Here is a 17,171-nt window from a genome sequence, read left to right on the forward strand (position 1 = left end):
AATCGGATACGGCGCGTCGCCGCGGTCAGCTGGGCCGAAAGATCAGGACGGTCGGTTGGTGAGGATTCGCGGCCCGTCGGCGGTGACCGCCACGGTGTGCTCCCAATGTGCGGCACGCGAGCCGTCGTCGGTGACGACCGTCCAGTCGTCGTCGAGAACGCTTGTCTCGGTCGTGCCCAGGGTGAGCATCGGCTCGATCGCGAGGGTCGACCCGACGACGAGCAGGGGGCCCGAGCCGGGCGCACCCTCATTGGCCAGGAACGGTTCCATGTGCATCTCACGACCGATACCGTGACCGCCATAGCCGTCGACGATCCCGAACGCACGATCGAACTTTCGCTCGGCGTCGTGGGTGCCGGTCTCGATGGCGTGCGAGATGTCGGTGAGGCGTGCGCCGTCGATCATGGCGGCGATCCCGGCCTCCATCGACAGCCGGGTTGCCTCGGAGAGCTCGGCATCGGCCTGCGACAGTTCACCGACCCCGAAGGTCCAGGCCGAATCCCCGTGCCAGCCATCGAGAATGGCACCGCAATCGATCGAGACCAGATCGCCCTCGGCGAGAATGACAGTGCTCGACGGGATTCCGTGCACCACCACGTCGTTGACCGACGAGCAGATCGATCCCGGGAATCCGTGGTAGCCCTTGAACGACGGCACCGCCCCGGCCTGACGGATCACGGTCTCGGCGACCTCGTCGAGTTCGAGGGTGCTCACCCCGGGCGCTGCCGCCGCGCGCACGGCAACGAGCGCGGCACCCACGACGGCACCGGCGGCTTCCATCGCGTCGAGTTCCCCGGCGCCGGAAAATACTTGTGTCGGTGGACGTCAGGAGACGCCGGCACCGAGTGCGCTCAGCACCCGCTGATGCACGTCCTGGATGTCGCCGACCGCGTCGATCGTCTTCACCTGATCGCCGTAGTAGTCCAGCAGCGGCGCGGTCTCCTTCTGATACACCGACATCCGATTGCGGATGACCTCTTCGGTGTCATCGGCACGGCCACGGGCCAGCATGCGCTCGACGACGACGTCGGGGTCGACCACGAACGACAGCACCGCATCCAGCGAGGAATCGAGACCGTCGAGGATCTCGGCTAGGGCGTCGGCCTGCTCGGTCGACCGCGGGAATCCGTCGAGGATGAATCCCTTCGACGCATCCGGCTCGCCGACCCGGGCGCGCACCATGTCTACGGTGATCTCCGAGGGCACGAGGTCACCGGCGTCGAGATACCGCTTGGCTTCGATGCCCACGGCGGTGCCCTGTGAGATGTTGGCGCGGAACAGATCACCGGTGGAGATGTGCGGGATGCCGAGCGATTCGCTCAACAGTTCCGCCTGGGTACCTTTGCCTGCTCCGGGGGGGCCGAGAATGACAAGTCTCACTTCAGGAATCCTTCGTACTTGCGTTGCATCAATTGACTGTTGACCTGCTTCATCGTGTCCAGTCCCACGCCGACCATGATCAACACGGCCGTGCCCCCAAATGGCAGGTTCTGAACACCACCACTGTTCCCGATCTCCAGGAACAGGTTCGGCAGTACCGCGATGATACCCAGGTAGATCGAACCCGGCAGGGTGATGCGACTGAGCACATACCCGAGGTAGTCCGCGGTCGGTTGCCCCGGGCGGATACCCGGGATGAAGCCACCGTACTTCTTCATGTCATCGGCACGTTCCTCCGGATTGAAGGTCACCGCCACGTAGAAGTACGTGAAGAAGATGATCATCAGGAAGTACACGATGATGTAGACGTAGTTGCTCGGGTCGGCGAGATAGGTGCTGACCCAACGCTGCCAGCCCGACGGCGCCTCCGACGAGCTCTGCGTGAGCTGCACGATGAGCTGCGGCAGATAAAGCAGTGACGAGGCGAAGATGACCGGGATGACGCCGGCCTGGTTGACCTTGAGCGGCAGGTAGGTCGACGACCCGCCGTACATCTTGCGGCCCACCATGCGCTTGGCGTACTGCACCGGGATGCGCCGCTGGCCCTGCTCGATGAAGACCACACCGGCGACGATGATGAGCACCGCGACCACGACGAGCCCGAAGACCAGGCCGCCTCGGCTGGTGAGGATCGTGCGTCCCTCGGCGGGGATACGGGCGGCGATGCCCGCGAAGATCAGTAGCGACATGCCGTTGCCGATGCCGCGTTCGGTGATCAGCTCACCGAACCACATCACCAGGCAGGCGCCTGCGGTCATCACCAGGACGATGATCGTCAGGCCCAGGATCGACTTGTCGTTGAGGATGTTGTCGCCGCAACTCGAGGGCAGCAGGTTGCCGCGCACGGCGAGTGCCACGATGCCGGTGGACTGCAGCAACGCCAGCGCGACCGTCAGGTAGCGGGTGTACTGCGTCATCTTGGCCTGACCCGACTGGCCCTCCTTGCGGAGCTGCTCGAAGCGCGGGATGACCACCGTCAGCAACTGCACGATGATGCTGGCCGTGATGTAGGGCATGATGCCGATCGCGAACACCGACAGCTGCAGCAGTGCGCCGCCGGAGAACAAGTTGATCAGCGAATAGACCTGGTTGCCGCCACCACTGTTGATGGTGTCGATGCACTTGTGCACCTCGACGTAGTTCACGCCCGGTGAGGGAACCGTCGCCCCCAGGCGATACAGCACGATGATGCCGATGACGAAGAGGATCTTCTTCCTCAGATCGGGCGTCCTGAAGGCCGCGATGAGGGGGGAGAGCACTAATTCCTCCTAGAACGACCACGCGTCATCTTGCACCGGGTGTCCGGCTCACGTGCTCGGCAATCGACATTGATCAGTGGTTGCGGGGCAACAACGGTGAAACTCTAACAGCCGCTCGCCCGCGGCCCGTCCGACGTCTGGTGTGACGTCGTCGGCCGGGCACGGCCGTCGCGGCCGCCACCTTCCGATGGCGGCCGACGCTCGGACGTCATCCCCCCGGGCGCCGGTGACCACAATAGACGTCGTGGTCGGCCGGGTGCCCCGACGCCGAGGTCCGCAGCGGCGACGACGCGGTGTCGCATCCGCTACGGACCTCGGCTACCTGCATTTTTTCTTACTGCTCGGTCGCGCTGCCACCGGCAGCGGCGATCTTCTCCTTGGCCGATGCGGTGAATTTGTCGGCGGTGACGTTGACCGCCACACCGAGTTCACCGTCGCCGAGGACCTTCACGAGCTTGTTCTTGCGGACGGCTCCGGCGGCGACGAGCTCGTCGACGCCGATGGTGCCGCCCTGCGGGAACAGACGGGCGATGTCGCCGACGTTGACGACCTGATACTCGATCCGGTTGCGGTTGGTGAAGCCCTTGAGCTTCGGCAGCCGCATGTGGATCGGCATCTGGCCACCCTCGAAGGCGGCGGGCACGTTCTTGCGTGCCTTGGTGCCCTTGGTGCCGCGGCCGGCGGTCTTGCCCTTGGAGCCCTCGCCGCGACCCACACGGGTCTTGTCGGTCTTCGCGCCCGGAGCGGGGCGAAGATGGTGGAGCTTGATGGTCATGACTTAACCTCTTCGACTGTCACGAGGTGCGAAACCACGTTGATCAGACCGCGGTTGATCGGGGTGTCCTCGCGGGTGACCGACTTGCGGATGCCCTTGAGGCCGAGCGTCCGCAGGCTGTCACGCTGGTTCTTCTTGGTACCGATGGTGCCCTTGACCTGGGTGATCTTCAGCTGTGCCATCTCTCTCACACTCCCTGGCCGGCACGGGCGCGGAGCATACCGGCCGGTGCCACGTCTTCGATGGGGAGACCACGACGAGCCGCGACCTCTTCCGGACGCTGCAGCATCTTCAGGGCGGCCACGGTGGCGTGGACGACGTTGATCGCGTTGTCCGAGCCGAGGCTCTTGGCGAGCACGTCATGGACGCCCGCGCACTCGAGCACGGCACGCACCGCGCCACCGGCGATCACACCGGTACCGGGGCTGGCCGGACGCAGCATCACGACACCGGCGGCGGCCTCACCCTGAACCGGGTGGGTCACGGTGCCACCGATCAGCGGCACGCGGAAGAAGTTCTTGCGAGCCTCTTCGACGCCCTTCTGGATCGCGGCCGGGACTTCCTTGGCCTTGCCGTAGCCGACACCGACCATGCCCTGGCCGTCGCCGACCACCACGAGAGCGGTGAAGGAGAACCGGCGGCCACCCTTGACCACCTTGGAGACACGGTTGATCGCGACGACCCGCTCGAGCTGGTTGCGGTCGTTGTCGCGGCCACCGCGGTCACCGCCGCGACGGTCACGGCCGCCCCGGCGATCGTTGCGGTCTCCGCTTGCGTTGTTGTTGTTGTCGTTTCCGGCGGGTCCGTTTCCGCCGTCACGCTGACGTCCGGGCATCAGAGGATCCCTCCGGTCTTGGTTTGGGTACGTGTGGTCATCATCAGAACTGCAGGCCTCCCTCACGGGCGGCGTCGGCGAGCGCGGCGATCCGGCCGTGGTAGTCCTTGCCACCACGGTCGAACACGACGGCGTCGATGCCGGCGGCCTTGGCGCGCTCGGCGATCAGCTCGCCGACCTTGCGGGCCTGGGCGGACTTGTCGCCACCGGCCGCGCGGACGTCGGCCTCGATGGTCGACGCCGCGGCCAGCGTGTGGCCGGCGAGGTCGTCGATCAGCTGCACGTGGATGTGGCGGCTGCTGCGCTTGACCGCGAGACGCGGACGCACCGGCGTGCCGGCGACCTTCTTGCGCAGGCGGAAGTGACGACGGTTGGTCGCGGTGCGACGGCGGGTCGACACATCCTTGCCGAGGGGCTTGCGGACTGTCTTGGCTGCTGTATCACTCATGGCTTACTTACCCGTCTTTCCGACCTTGCGACGGATCTGCTCGCCTTCGTAGCGAATGCCCTTGCCCTTGTACGGGTCCGGGCGACGCAGGCGGCGGATGTTCGCCGAGATCTGGCCGACTTGCTGCTTGTCGATACCCGACACCGAGAACTTGGTGGGCGACTCGACGGCAAAGGTGATGCCCTCGGGAGCCTCGATCGGCACGGGATGGCTGTAACCGAGCGCGAACTCGAGGTCCTTGCCCTTGGCCTGGACGCGGTAGCCGACACCGAAGATTTCCATCTTGTTGGTGTAGCCCTTGGTCACGCCCTCCACGAGGTTGGCGACCAGCGAGCGGTTCAGGCCGTGCAGGGCACGGTTGCGGCGCTCGTCGTTGGGCCGGGTGACCACGATGGTGGCGTCTTCCTGCGCGACGGTGATCGGCGCGGTGACGGTGTGGCTGAGTTCGCCCTTGGGTCCCTTGACGGTGATGGTCTGGCCGTCGATGGAGACGGTGACGCCCGCGGGGATCTCGATCGGGTTCTTACCGATACGCGACATGTTTGTGTACCTCCCCTTACCAGACGTAGGCGAGGACTTCGCCGCCCACGCCCTGGTTGGCTGCCTGGCGATCGGTGAGCAGACCGGACGACGTGGAGATGATGGCCACGCCGAGGCCACCCAGGACCTTGGGCAGGTTGGTGGACTTGGCATACACCCGCAGACCCGGCTTGGACACGCGGCGCAGACCGGCGATGCTGCGCTCCCGCGAGGGGCCGTACTTGAGGGCGACGACGAGGTTCTTGCCGACCTCCGCATCTTCGGTGCGGTAGTCGGTGATGTAGCCCTCACGCTTGAGGATCTCGGCGATGTTCACCTTGATCTTCGACGAGGGAAGAGTCACCTCGTCGTGGAACGCCGAATTGGCGTTACGCAGACGTGTCAAGAAGTCTGCGATCGGGTCAGTCATGGTCATGGTTGACCGTCAACCTTTCTCGTAGCGGTTCCCATACAGCGCCGGTCAGCGATGTGACTCCAGAGGATCGCTCCCCTGACCTGCGGTGGGCCTTCCACGAAGTGGATAGTTGTTATCTGTTCTCGTCGCCGATGCCCTTGGCTTTTCACCAGCACCGGAGACTGTTCAGTTGTGGTCCACACGCGTACGTGTGGTGAGTCCCTGGCACCTGAGGTGCACAGGCAACCGGTCTAGTGTAGAGAATTCGCTGGCCAGACCCAAATCGCCGCCGGCAGCGCCGTCTCCACCGCGACAGCGCCCGTCCCCACCGCGACAGCGCCCCTGTCCACCGCGACAGCGCCCGTCTCCACCGCGACAGCGCTCAGGGCGTGAGTGAGAAGTCGTATCGCGAGGTCGGCACGACGTCGAGTTCCCGGTCGGCGCCGAAGCGCGCGACGCTGGCCAGCATGGCGGTCAGCCGCCGCTGCAGTTCTTCGTCGTCGCCATCGCTGCCATAGAACGCGTGGGGATCGGAGATGGCCGCCATCGGGAACAGCTCTTCGACGATGCCGGTCACCCGCACATCTCCTCGGTCACCGGAATCCGTTGTCAGACAACGCTCGACGATGTTCTGGTAGTAGCCGAAAGTCGCCTGGGTGTCGATGGCCACCTGTGTGTGCTCATCGAGCCAGATCCGCAACCATTCGTCATAGGCGAGATCCTGCGGCCGTCGCAGGAGGGCGATATTGGCCAGTGCGTCGACGCGCGTGCCGTCGGCGGTCGGCGTCGGGTCGAGCGGCGCACGGGTCTGCACCTCCCACGCCGCGAAGCTGTCCACATGTGCGTCGATGCTCTCGAGCGCTGCGGCGGCATCAGGGGCCCACACGCTGATCACCGCATCGATCGGCGGGTCGAAGGTGGAGATCCGCATCGCCCCCTGCACCGCGTCGTCGGAGATGTTGATCTGGAGACGTCGGACTCCCGCGGACGCGCAGTCGGCTCGAAATGTCGGGGTCAGTAGCTGCCCGCTCCCCCAGACCACCACCATCACCTTTCGATCCCCGAGACGCCGGCTCATGTCGGTGAGGGTAGCGGCGCCGAAGCCGCCGGCGGTCGAGATCGGCTCGACCGACCGGATGACCATCGGCCCCGTGCGGCGGGTTCGGCGTTAGTCTGCCGAAGTGAACTGGGAAGTGTTGTCATGCGGCCTGCGCGGTCACGAGACCTATCGCCCCGACGAGTCCGAACTCGCCGATCGCCTGCACGTCGACAGCGCCGCCGGCCAGGCGTGGCGGTGTCTGCGATGCGGCGACTTCGCCGTGGGTGAGCCCCGACGCAGCGGTCCCGCCGACCACGCACCCGAGGTTCCACGCGGCGCGCTGCTGCGCGACCTGATCATCATGCGGGTGCTGGCCGTCGAGCGGCTGCTCCGCGGCCTGTTCCTGGTGCTCGCGGGGGTCTTCGTCATCGAGCTACGCCACAGCCAGCAGACCCTGCAGGAGAAGTTCGACGCCGAGCTGCCCTTGTTGCGGCCGATCGCCGACCAAATCGGCTGGAACATCGACGATTCCAAGGTCGTCAGCTGGATCGAGAAGGCGACGACGCTCTCGAGCACGACGATCGTCCTTGTCGGATGCGCCCTGCTCGCTTATGGCGCAAGCCAATTCGTCGAGGCTTTCGGTTTGTGGTTCGCCAAACGATGGGGCGAGTACTTTGCGGTGATCGTCACCAGCATCTTCATCCCGCTCGAGGTCTACGAACTCGTCGAGCGTGTGACGGTGTTCAAGGTGCTGTTGCTCGCCGTCAACGTGGCCGCGGTCATCTGGCTGATCTGGAGCAAACGCCTGTTCGGGGTGCGCGGCGGCGGGGAGGCCTACCACGCCCAGCACAGCGCCGAGAGTCTGCTGACGGTCGAGCGGGCAGCCGTCGCCGACGGACACTGATCCACAGCCGCCGAAAGGCACGATCCACAGTTCCCTCGCGGTTGGTTCCGAACCCGGCCCCCGGGTGCAAGAGTGAAGGCATGGACACCAGCCACCTGACCTCGCTCGTCGACCAACTGATCGGGACCGCCCACCGCAGCCGCAGCGGCCGGGCGGCGCAGACCCTGCACGGCGACTCCTCACATCGGCTTCGGCACACCGTCATCGCCCTGGTGGCCGGGCGTGAACTGGCCGAACACGAGAGCCCCGCGGAGGGCAGCGTGCAGGTGCTGCACGGCCGGGTGACCATCACCGCCGGCGACGATGTCTGGAAGGGGCGTCGGGGCGATCTGGTGATGCTGCCCGACGCGCGGCACAGGCTGTCGGCACAACAGGATTCGGCGATTCTGCTGACGGTGATCACGGGGTAGGGCTTTCGGGTCGCTGGAGAGACCCAACACACCTAACTACACTCCACTTCGCTCAGGTGGTGCCTTACCTCCCGATGACACCCGGCGGCGAAGACGAAAGCGTGCTGATCGTAGCTGTAGATCGCTCCGTGAACTCAAATGGAACTCGGGGCCTGAAGACCGGGAGCACGCGGGTGAGCGGTAACACGTCCACCCAGTTCTTTGGACCTCAATGAAACCTGGCCATGAAGGCCCGGGAGCACCGGCCCATCGACCTGCGCAACATGCGGAACCTGCTCGCTGCAATGGAACCCGGCCGTGAAGACCGGGAGCACCGGGGTGTCGAGAGCTCCTTGGCCTCGGACGTCAGAACGCTGCAATGGAACCCGGCCGTGAAGACCGGGAGCACGACACCTCCCAGCAGGCGGTGTTCACCGCGCCCGGGACGCTGCAATGGAACCCGGCCGTGAAGACCGGGAGCACCCCGCACGCTCGATGAAACCCTTGGCCTTCTTGATCTCGCTGCAATGGAACCCGGCCGTGGAGACCGGGAGCACGAAGGTCACCGAACTCGACGGAGCGATCCAGATCGAGCTGCAATGGAACCCGGCCGTGAAGACCGGGAGCACGTCCACCGTGCCGTCGTTGGCGACCATCGCACCCGCGCTGCAATGGAACCCGGCCGTGAAGACCGGGAGCACGACGGGGTGAGCCCGTCATCGAACGATTCGCAACCCCCGGGCTGCAATGGAACCCGGCCGTGAAGACCGGGAGCACCACACCGCGCCCGCGACTACCCAGCGCCGAATCGGCGCTGCAATTGAACCCGGCCGTGAAGACCGGGAGCACGTGTTGCCGACACCCGGGACTGTGCCGCCGGCCCAGCTGCAATGGAACCCGGCCGTGAAGACCGGGAGCACACAGCGCGTCCGCACCGATCCCGCCGAGCTGTTGGCCGCTGCAATGGAACCCGGCCGTGAAGACCGGGAGCACTTCTCGCCACAGCCAGCAACTTGTTGATCTCGCGGATACGGCTGCAATGGAACCCGGCCGTGAAGACCGGGAGCACGCGCCAATGGTGGGCCGAGCAGCCGCAACGAATCTCAGCTGCAATGGAACCCGGCCGTGAAGACCGGGAGCACTCGAACACCTGCCGTCTCGTTGCCCGGCGAGCCGCCCGCTGCAATGGAACCCGGCCGTGAAGACCGGGAGCACTTGGTGCCGTCGGGGGTGTAGTGAATCCCGTCGGGGTCGCTGCAATGGAACCCGGCCGTGAAGACCGGGAGCACCCGCGCGGCTGGAAACACGGCGACCGCATCTCGCAGACGCTGCAATGGAACCCGGCCGTGAAGACCGGGAGCACCCCGGCGTGAGCGCGACTACTTCTTCGGGCAGCTCGAGCTGCAATGGAACCCGGCCGTGAAGACCGGGAGCACGAGGTCGGGTCGATCGGTGGTGCAATCGACACCCTTCTGCTGCAATGGAACCCGGCCGTGAAGACCGGGAGCACTTCTTTCAGTTCATGTTCCGTGTTTGTCATGTATCCGCTGCAATGGAACCCGGCCGTGAAGACCGGGAGCACCCGCGCCAGACGGGTCCCATTCGAGCGAGCCGAACTGGCTGCAATGGAACCCGGCCGTGAAGACCGGGAGCACCTGGTCGAAGATGTCCTCGCCGTCCTCGTCGCAGACGGTGCTGCAATGGAACCCGGCCGTGAAGACCGGGAGCACCCGACGGCACCAGCGTGGGGCTGTTCCAGCAGCAGCAGCTGCAATGGAACCCGGCCGTGAAGACCGGGAGCACCCTGCCGCCAGCGGCGCCGTCGCGCTCAACATGAGCCAGCTGCAATGGAACCCGGCCGTGAAGACCGGGAGCACGAGCGCCCGTAAGCGTGAGCAGATCAAGAAGCTCTACAAGCTGCAATGGAACCCGGCCGTGAAGACCGGGAGCACTGGAGGGTCCGGGATCGGGAACTCGCTCATCCCGCCGACGCTGCAATGGAACCCGGCCGTGAAGACCGGGAGCACAGCCCACGCATCGATCAGGCCACCATCGAGGCCGCGCTCGCTGCAATGGAACCCGGCCGTGAAGACCGGGAGCACCGTTGCTCGCCGCTGGGTGTGAGTATCACCTCGAACCGCTGCAATGGAACCCGGCCGTGAAGACCGGGAGCACACTGGGAAGTCTGGCAGCACGCCCAACGGCTCTCCCTGCTGCAATGGAACCCGGCCGTGAAGACCGGGAGCACGTGCAGATGGTCTCGGTCACCTCGACCACAAACAGGGCTGCAATGGAACCCGGCCGTGAAGACCGGGAGCACCCGAGACCCTCGGTGCTCCAACTGATTTCATGGCTCGCTGCAATGGAACCCGGCCGTGAAGACCGGGAGCACCTGATGCCGAGGAAACGATCATCAAGTGGCGCAACGAGCTGCAATGGAACCCGGCCGTGAAGACCGGGAGCACGAATGGTGCAAGTGAGACATCCATCTATCTCAATCCCGCTGCAATGGAACCCGGCCGTGAAGACCGGGAGCACTCGCGAGCAGCGCGGTAGAGCGACGGCTGCTGTCGTCGCTGCAATGGAACCCGGCCGTGAAGACCGGGAGCACTTGTTGAGCGTGAGCTCGTCGAGACGTGCCAGCCCGATGCTGCAATGGAACCCGGCCGTGAAGACCGGGAGCACCCGCCCAGCTCAGACCGGGCACAGTGCCCGCACAGTACGCTGCAATGGAACCCGGCCGTGAAGACCGGGAGCACCCGCCAATCGCTTGCGAGATGACCGGCGCGGTCTCCTCGCTGCAATGGAACCCGGCCGTGAAGACCGGGAGCACAGCGAGAGGATCGGCTTGGCAACCTCGGGCGAGAAGTAGCTGCAATGGAACCCGGCCGTGAAGACCGGGAGCACCCCGCCGTCGGACTGCTTGTAGCGCTCCATCATCGACTTGCTGCAATGGAACCCGGCCGTGAAGACCGGGAGCACACGCCTTCACTGCCGCCCAGTTCTCCGGCGCGACCGTCACGCTGCAATGGAACCCGGCCGTGAAGACCGGGAGCACACAGGCACAGGATGACATCGATCGTCTGGTGAAGAAGCTGCAATGGAACCCGGCCGTGAAGACCGGGAGCACACCACCGACGACCGCGTCGCCGCCGCCCAGGCACTCGCTGCAATGGAACCCGGCCGTGAAGACCGGGAGCACCCTGCGACAACGGGATATACCTGCGGCGACCAATACGCTGCAATGGAACCCGGCCGTGAAGACCGGGAGCACGGTGGTTGGTCGCCGTGCGGGGTGACTGTCTAACCGCCGCTGCAATGGAACCCGGCCGTGAAGACCGGGAGCACACGGAACCCTCGAAGCCTGGATCAACCAAACATGCCTCGCTGCAATGGAACCCGGCCGTGAAGACCGGGAGCACGGGCGATGCCCTCGCCTGAGGGGGTGCTCGCCTGGGGGCTGCAATGGAACCCGGCCGTGAAGACCGGGAGCACCCGGGTAATTGCCACCGAGTACCACCGGCCGCGCCATCAGCTGCAATGGAACCCGGCCGTGAAGACCGGGAGCACCGATGTAGATGCCGGAGTTGTCGACAATGTCGACCACGCTGCAATGGAACCCGGCCGTGAAGACCGGGAGCACTCTCGGCGACCTCCGACACGCGGGCCTTCTCGATGACGCTGCAATGGAACCCGGCCGTGAAGACCGGGAGCACCTCCGGGCGTCACCCTGCGGGCTACGTCCTGCTGCTGCTCGCTGCAATGGAACCCGGCCGTGAAGACCGGGAGCACGCGCGCCACCCAAGACCCATCGTATTCTGATGAGGCACGCTGCAATGGAACCCGGCCGTGAAGACCGGGAGCACACGAGCACACTTCAACTCTTCCGCCTCGACAGGCGAAACGCTGCAATGGAACCCGGCCGTGAAGACCGGGAGCACCCGTGTAGGTGAACGGGCCGTTGGCGGTGGCCGGTGCCGAGCTGCAATGGAACCCGGCCGTGAAGACCGGGAGCACCACAGTGTGCATATGCACATTCATAGTCTAGGGATCACGCTGCAATGGAACCCGGCCGTGAAGACCGGGAGCACCACAACACGGACGGGAACACGAAGACCGCGACGGCCCCGCTGCAATGGAACCCGGCCGTGAAGACCGGGAGCACGTACGACGCGCCCGCTGCGGGCGGACCAGACTCCCCGCTGCAATGGAACCCGGCCGTGAAGACCGGGAGCACCCGAAAAAGCCGCGCAATAATAAGCGCAAGCAATCTGTCGCTGCAATGGAACCCGGCCGTGAAGACCGGGAGCACTCTACGACATGGAGCTACACGGCAATGGCACCACTGGCGCTGCAATGGAACCCGGCCGTGAAGACCGGGAGCACCCCTTGACGTGCGCAATGACCTGCTTGCACTGCAACGCCGCTGCAATGGAACCCGGCCGTGAAGACCGGGAGCACCGCTTACGGGGGCCTATGAACGACTCGGCCACGAGTTGGTGCTGCAATGGAACCCGGCCGTGAAGACCGGGAGCACTTCAAAAGCGGTGGCGCGAATGCGCGAACTCAACGCGCTGCAATGGAACCCGGCCGTGAAGACCGGGAGCACCGTGTCCTCGACACTCGGGTTGTCGCGCAACGCCTCGCTGCTGCAATGGAACCCGGCCGTGAAGACCGGGAGCACCCGCCCGTTGATCCGGATGATGCGTGGGGCGACACGGAGCTGCAATGGAACCCGGCCGTGAAGACCGGGAGCACGACGGTTCCCATGACTGCCTTTCAGCTCGTGACCGTGCTGCAATGGAACCCGGCCGTGAAGACCGGGAGCACACCCAGTTGGTGACATCGCAGTCCCACCAGGCCATGTCGCTGCAATGGAACCCGGCCGTGAAGACCGGGAGCACCGGGAAGATCGGCCATCTCGGTTGTTCGAACAGAGTATCGCTGCAATGGAACCCGGCCGTGAAGACCGGGAGCACTCCACTCAGGCACGCACCGATGGCGTGGGTAATGACGTGCTGCAATGGAACCCGGCCGTGAAGACCGGGAGCACCTTCCCCACGTCGCAGCGCGCGTCCGATTAACCCTACGGCTGCAATGGAACCCGGCCGTGAAGACCGGGAGCACCCTCCCGCGCACGCCCAACCGCCGCTCCATCGAGATCCTGCTGCAATGGAACCCGGCCGTGAAGACCGGGAGCACGTCGCGGAGGGCGCGGCCAAGCCACGGATCTCGTTCGAGCTGCAATGGAACCCGGCCGTGAAGACCGGGAGCACGCGGAAGCCATCGGCGCATACGTTGACTTCTACCGAAGGCTGCAATGGAACCCGGCCGTGAAGACCGGGAGCACCCAGAGACCGACGAGCAAACCAGCCGATCCGACTTCCTGCTGCAATGGAACCCGGCCGTGAAGACCGGGAGCACCGCTCGCGAAATTCACCATTCCTGACCTGCAGAAACGAGGCCTCCCGCGAGGGGTGCGATAGACGGAGTGCTAGGAACACTTTACCTTCGCATCTGAAGTTCTCAAAGAGCGCTTTGACCAGCGTGCGAGCGCTGCCCAGGGTTTGTGTGGCGGACTCACCGCTCGCGTCCAGGATCACACGACCGTCGGTCCAGACGCCGGCAGAGTACGCGGACGACCCAACTGGGTCACGGTCGCCGCGCTTCCCACTGCACCCAGGTCGATGACCACCACAGAATCTTCACCGTAGTCCATGACTCCGTGGATATCTGTCCTCCAACGAGTGCGTTCCAGCCCGGAGAGGTCGCAGAGAAAGACCGAGTACTGCAACCTGGTGCCGTACGCTTCCATGACCTTGCACACCCGCCTCAGTCTCGCCGGCTCGCAGATGTCGTATGCGATGAGGTGACGTCGTCTGGCCATCGCGAATCACCTGGTCACCATCGGTGTGTACGTGGGAAGTTCACCGAGAATGACACCGGCAAGAATCCTCGCCTGGACGTCGAGCACTCGACGATACGAGACCTTGTACTTGAATACCGGGTGGGTCACTTGCACGTCGAGTCGCCGTTCGTACGCGCGGATCACTTTCCGTCGTCCTTGAAGCGTCAACCAACATCCGCCACTGCGTCGTTCGAAATCACCAGAAGTGACTTCCCCGTTGTTGAGCATTCCGACGACTGCCGAGTCCGCAAGCAATGGGCGGAACTCTTCCATCAGGTCGAGGGCAAGTGCGGGGCGCCCGTATCGCGGACGGTGATAGACGCCGAGATACGGGTCGAGGCCCACGCCGATACACACAGCAACGAGATCTTTCACGAGTAGCGAATACACATATCCCAGAAGTGCGTTGATCGGGTCCGGCGCCGGCCGTCGCTTCCGCCCATTCGTATCGAACTCCGACGCAATCTGATCCTGCGAGCCGCGGAGCAGAGCGCTGAAGTTCTCGAAATAAACTCTGGCCGCTGCGCCCTCAATTCCGAGCAACTCTGCGGGCGACGCGGCACCGGTGGCCGAATCGGCCATTCCGGCCAGTGCTTGGACGGTTTGCTCGGCGTCAGTCCGAGAATTGCGGCGCAGAAGCGTTCTCGCGTTCTTGATCTTCCCCGAGATTATCGATCGTGAGATCCCCAGGGCGGTGGCTTCGTCCAGACATGCTTGGGCGGTGCGCAATTGGACGTACTTCGACATCTCTCCCTGCGCCCACCCACGCAGCCATCCGTTGTAACTGAACCACAGCACCGGGATACCGCGCGCCCACAGCTCGGCCAGGACTTGTGAGCTCACCTGCACATTGCCGAAGACGCATAACTGACTGACATCGATGAGGAGAATCTCGGCCGGCTCCGAACCCTTCTGGACGACGCGGATGCCCCCGCCCTTGAGTCCGACAGCCGCCCCGTGCGTGGTGACATACAGCGGACGACTATCTGGATCGCGCGGAACGATCCTCCGCGGCGGCGATTCGTCGCGCCGCAGAAGCGCATTCGTCTCATCGGGCATGCACAAGCCCAGAAGTGAGCAGCGCGGGCATCGCTTGCTGCCGACGAGCGGTAACGGCGCGTTCTCCCTTGACGCCACCTCGCGTGCTTCATCCGCAATCTCCACTGCCGCAGCAACTTCGGTGTTGCTGATCGGAATCACAACTCGTTTGTGCACCGCGGCATAGTAGAGAACGCCCCTATCCACCTCGTATCCGGCATCCCGGAGCAGTGCTGCCTGCGCGTAGAGCTGGACGACGTCAGCCGACCACGGCAACCCGTTCGCCGCGGGTTTACCCTTCTTCGTGTCGACGGGCACCACTGTGCCGTCTCCGCCGTCCTCCACGCGATCGAGCACTGCCACCAGACCGAGCGCATGCGATTCGATTCGCAACGACGTCACACGCTTGGCCGGGTCTCCTGATTCGGGTTCCGGGAGGGAGCCCGTTCGTTTGTCGACGGCGCGATGAGTGAAGTGCCCTTGTTCGGTGTCGTGGCTGTCAGCCCACCTTTGATCGACCCATTCGAAGTAGAACAGACGCGGACAGTACACGTATTCGTTGAGCATCCTGGCGGGCAGTAGTTCCGGCAAGTCGGTGGTCATGACGGGCTCCGTGTGGTGGGAAGAGGTGTGGGAACCCCGGCCGTCGTTGGTCGGTGCGAGGAAACCTTCGCACCGACCTCCGACATTCTTGCCGCATACCGTCGTTCGGTCAGATGATCACGATCGCGCCGGAATGAACAGTCCAGCACCGAAATGGCTCAGCTGTCCAAGCAAGAGTGGTCCAGCAACGGGCTTCGACAATGTGACCGTCACAGCAAAACTTTGGCGGGTACTGTCGCGTTGCTCCCACAACCGTCGACGACGGAAATGCACCAGATCCGATACCGTCGCGCGAGAGTCGTCAACGTTGACGTCCACCACCTCAACTCCTGCCGTCGCGGCTCGGTAACCCAGTTCCTTGTTCAGGTCGACTTCGATCCAATCGCGCACCGACCGCCTCTTGCGATGTCGCACGGGAAAGTACGGCGTCGCCGAGACCCAGGTGGTCGATCCTGCATCATCGGCAACGATCTCAGGTGCGACGTCGGAGACATCACCCAGACCGGCGACCAGCATCGTCTGCTTCGGGAAAGAATTCTCGGTGATCCGATCTGGTGTCCACAGGCATCCCAGCCGGGAAATCCGCGCCACCGCCTCACGGGACATCCCACGTGGCGTCCAGAGCACCACCGAACTGATGGGCCGGGATCCGTCAAAGCGGAGTCCATCCACTTCAGACGGCAGCGGCACAATGTGCAGATGGTCGTGCCCCTGTTGGCGCGGATCCTTACCGTCCTTACCGATGACGGCCGCAACCTCCGGATCATCGCCCAAGGCATGCAACGCTTTTCGTACCGCGCTGTGCGCGACGTCCGTCGGCATCAGAAAGTCCCGCATCCTTACCGAAGCGGACCCGTGGAGCTCGAATCGGACGGTCGTGATCGGCTTGTCCGACGTCCTCGACGAACGCAGTACCTCTGCTCGACGAAAAGAACTGGGTTCCGATCGATTCCGCCCGTATCCGAGGAGTCGAGTTCCCGGCGGATAGACGGTCCGCAGTTTCGTTCGCACTGATGTAGGTGTCGCCTCGAGTTCGGCACGCGTCGGAACGCCCTCTGCCCCCAGCACCACAACCGTCTCAACTCGATCGCCCACCGCCCCGATTCGCCACCAGGTCGAATCCGGTTGCGCCGACTGTTCTGCAAGCACGGCCTCGCACACGGACTCACTCCGTCCGAGGTACGGCAAGTTCTCGACAAGCTCTGACAGCAGCTTCCGATCATCGTCGGCAAGATCCGCATCCCAGTGGATCCGGAGGTCGGGCAACGAACTGCGTCGTTGGACAGACACATAGCTGTCGATGACGAGGTCGGTACCGCCACGGTCGTCACTGCGATGTTTGATGTCAGGCATGTAGTGCCTGGTGGAGCCCGTTGTGATCGGTGCAGACTCGAACGCCGATGGGTTCCCCAGTCGCCCCAGCAGCGCGACCGTCTCATCCACATCGATGAATCGGGCATGCGCCACTGCAACCAACGCCCTCATCACCCGCCAGGGCGCCGGTGGCCACTCCACGTACCCAGAGTTCGCCCCCGCATCCCATGGGGTCGCGTGATATCGGCCGAGCGGAAAGCTGATATCAACCGTTGTTCCCATGCG

General features: G+C 64.5%; 14 protein-coding genes, 1 pseudogene and 1 CRISPR repeat array. Of the genes and pseudogenes, 2 read left to right on the forward strand and 13 right to left on the reverse strand.

All coding sequences use genetic code 11. From position 1 onward, the window contains the following. Nucleotides 1-42: 42 nt before the first annotated feature. From map to B1964_RS17330, 10 genes and pseudogenes are all read right to left on the reverse strand, one after another. Nucleotides 43-798, reverse strand: a pseudogene (map, locus tag B1964_RS17285) (type I methionyl aminopeptidase); the annotation flags it as partial. Between the two features lie 27 nt (nt 799-825). Beyond that, nucleotides 826-1,380 (reverse strand): adenylate kinase, encoded by a 555-nt coding sequence (locus B1964_RS17290; protein WP_014360943.1) that lies wholly within the window; start codon nt 1,378-1,380, stop codon nt 826-828. Then, nucleotides 1,377-2,699 (reverse strand): preprotein translocase subunit SecY, encoded by a 1,323-nt coding sequence (gene secY / locus B1964_RS17295; RefSeq protein ID WP_006370409.1) that lies wholly within the window; start codon nt 2,697-2,699, stop codon nt 1,377-1,379. Before secY ends, B1964_RS17290 begins: the two co-directional genes overlap by 4 nt. Before the next feature lie 334 nt (nt 2,700-3,033). After that, entirely contained in the window at nt 3,034-3,474 is a 441-nt protein-coding gene (rplO, locus tag B1964_RS17300) for a 50S ribosomal protein L15 (RefSeq protein WP_006370411.1), read from the reverse strand. Beyond that, complete coding sequence (gene rpmD / locus B1964_RS17305; protein WP_006370412.1) at nt 3,471-3,656, reverse strand: 50S ribosomal protein L30; 186 nt, start codon at nt 3,654-3,656, stop codon at nt 3,471-3,473. The genes rplO and rpmD overlap by 4 nt, the downstream gene beginning before the upstream one ends. Nucleotides 3,657-3,661: 5 nt before the next feature. Then, nucleotides 3,662-4,309 carry a 30S ribosomal protein S5 gene (gene rpsE / locus B1964_RS17310; protein ID WP_006370413.1) on the reverse strand — a complete coding sequence of 216 codons (648 nt, stop codon included), beginning with the start codon at nt 4,307-4,309 and terminating at the stop codon, nt 3,662-3,664. Between the two features lie 43 nt (nt 4,310-4,352). Next, complete coding sequence (gene rplR, locus B1964_RS17315; RefSeq protein WP_006370414.1) at nt 4,353-4,757, reverse strand: 50S ribosomal protein L18; 405 nt, start codon at nt 4,755-4,757, stop codon at nt 4,353-4,355. 3 nt (nt 4,758-4,760) lie between these two features. After that, on the reverse strand, nt 4,761-5,297 hold the full coding sequence (gene rplF, locus B1964_RS17320; protein WP_006370415.1) for a 50S ribosomal protein L6: 537 nt from the start codon (nt 5,295-5,297) through the stop codon (nt 4,761-4,763). A gap of 16 nt (nt 5,298-5,313) precedes the next feature. Next, complete coding sequence (rpsH, locus tag B1964_RS17325) at nt 5,314-5,712, reverse strand: 30S ribosomal protein S8 (protein WP_006370416.1); 399 nt, start codon at nt 5,710-5,712, stop codon at nt 5,314-5,316. Nucleotides 5,713-6,073: 361 nt separating this feature from the next. After that, nucleotides 6,074-6,835: a hypothetical protein gene (locus tag B1964_RS17330; protein WP_079930638.1), complete on the reverse strand. Its 762-nt coding sequence runs from the start codon at nt 6,833-6,835 to the stop codon at nt 6,074-6,076. A gap of 37 nt (nt 6,836-6,872) precedes the next feature. On the opposite strand from B1964_RS17330, the gene B1964_RS17335 reads away from it, so the two are divergent. Continuing rightward, nucleotides 6,873-7,634, forward strand: coding sequence for a DUF2127 domain-containing protein (locus B1964_RS17335; RefSeq protein ID WP_079930639.1), 762 nt, complete (start codon nt 6,873-6,875; stop codon nt 7,632-7,634). A gap of 80 nt (nt 7,635-7,714) precedes the next feature. After that, entirely contained in the window at nt 7,715-8,044 is a 330-nt protein-coding gene (locus tag B1964_RS17340; protein WP_079930640.1) for a cupin domain-containing protein, read from the forward strand. 133 nt (nt 8,045-8,177) lie between these two features. Further along, nucleotides 8,178-13,447: direct repeats of the CRISPR family, unit length 36 nt; unit sequence GCTGCAATGGAACCCGGCCGTGAAGACCGGGAGCAC. 175 nt (nt 13,448-13,622) lie between these two features. Here B1964_RS17340 and cas2 read toward each other — a convergent pair. The 3 genes from cas2 to csb2 form a co-directional block, all read right to left on the reverse strand. Beyond that, the gene (cas2, locus tag B1964_RS17345; protein WP_079930641.1) at nt 13,623-13,910 is read right to left on the reverse strand and encodes a CRISPR-associated endonuclease Cas2; all 288 of its coding nucleotides are present in this window, start codon (nt 13,908-13,910) and stop codon (nt 13,623-13,625) included. Nucleotides 13,911-13,916: 6 nt separating this feature from the next. Then, a complete protein-coding gene (locus B1964_RS17350) occupies nt 13,917-15,572 on the reverse strand; it encodes a CRISPR-associated endonuclease Cas4/Cas1 (protein ID WP_079930642.1) in 1,656 nt (551 codons plus the stop codon). A 117-nt stretch (nt 15,573-15,689) separates the two neighbouring features. Beyond that, nucleotides 15,690-17,168: a type I-U CRISPR-associated protein Csb2 gene (gene csb2, locus B1964_RS17355; RefSeq protein ID WP_079930643.1), complete on the reverse strand. Its 1,479-nt coding sequence runs from the start codon at nt 17,166-17,168 to the stop codon at nt 15,690-15,692. Nucleotides 17,169-17,171: the final 3 nt, after the last annotated feature.

The sequence above is a fragment of the Gordonia sp. i37 genome, from assembly GCF_002043085.1.
Taxonomy (GTDB): domain Bacteria; phylum Actinomycetota; class Actinomycetes; order Mycobacteriales; family Mycobacteriaceae; genus Gordonia; species Gordonia polyisoprenivorans.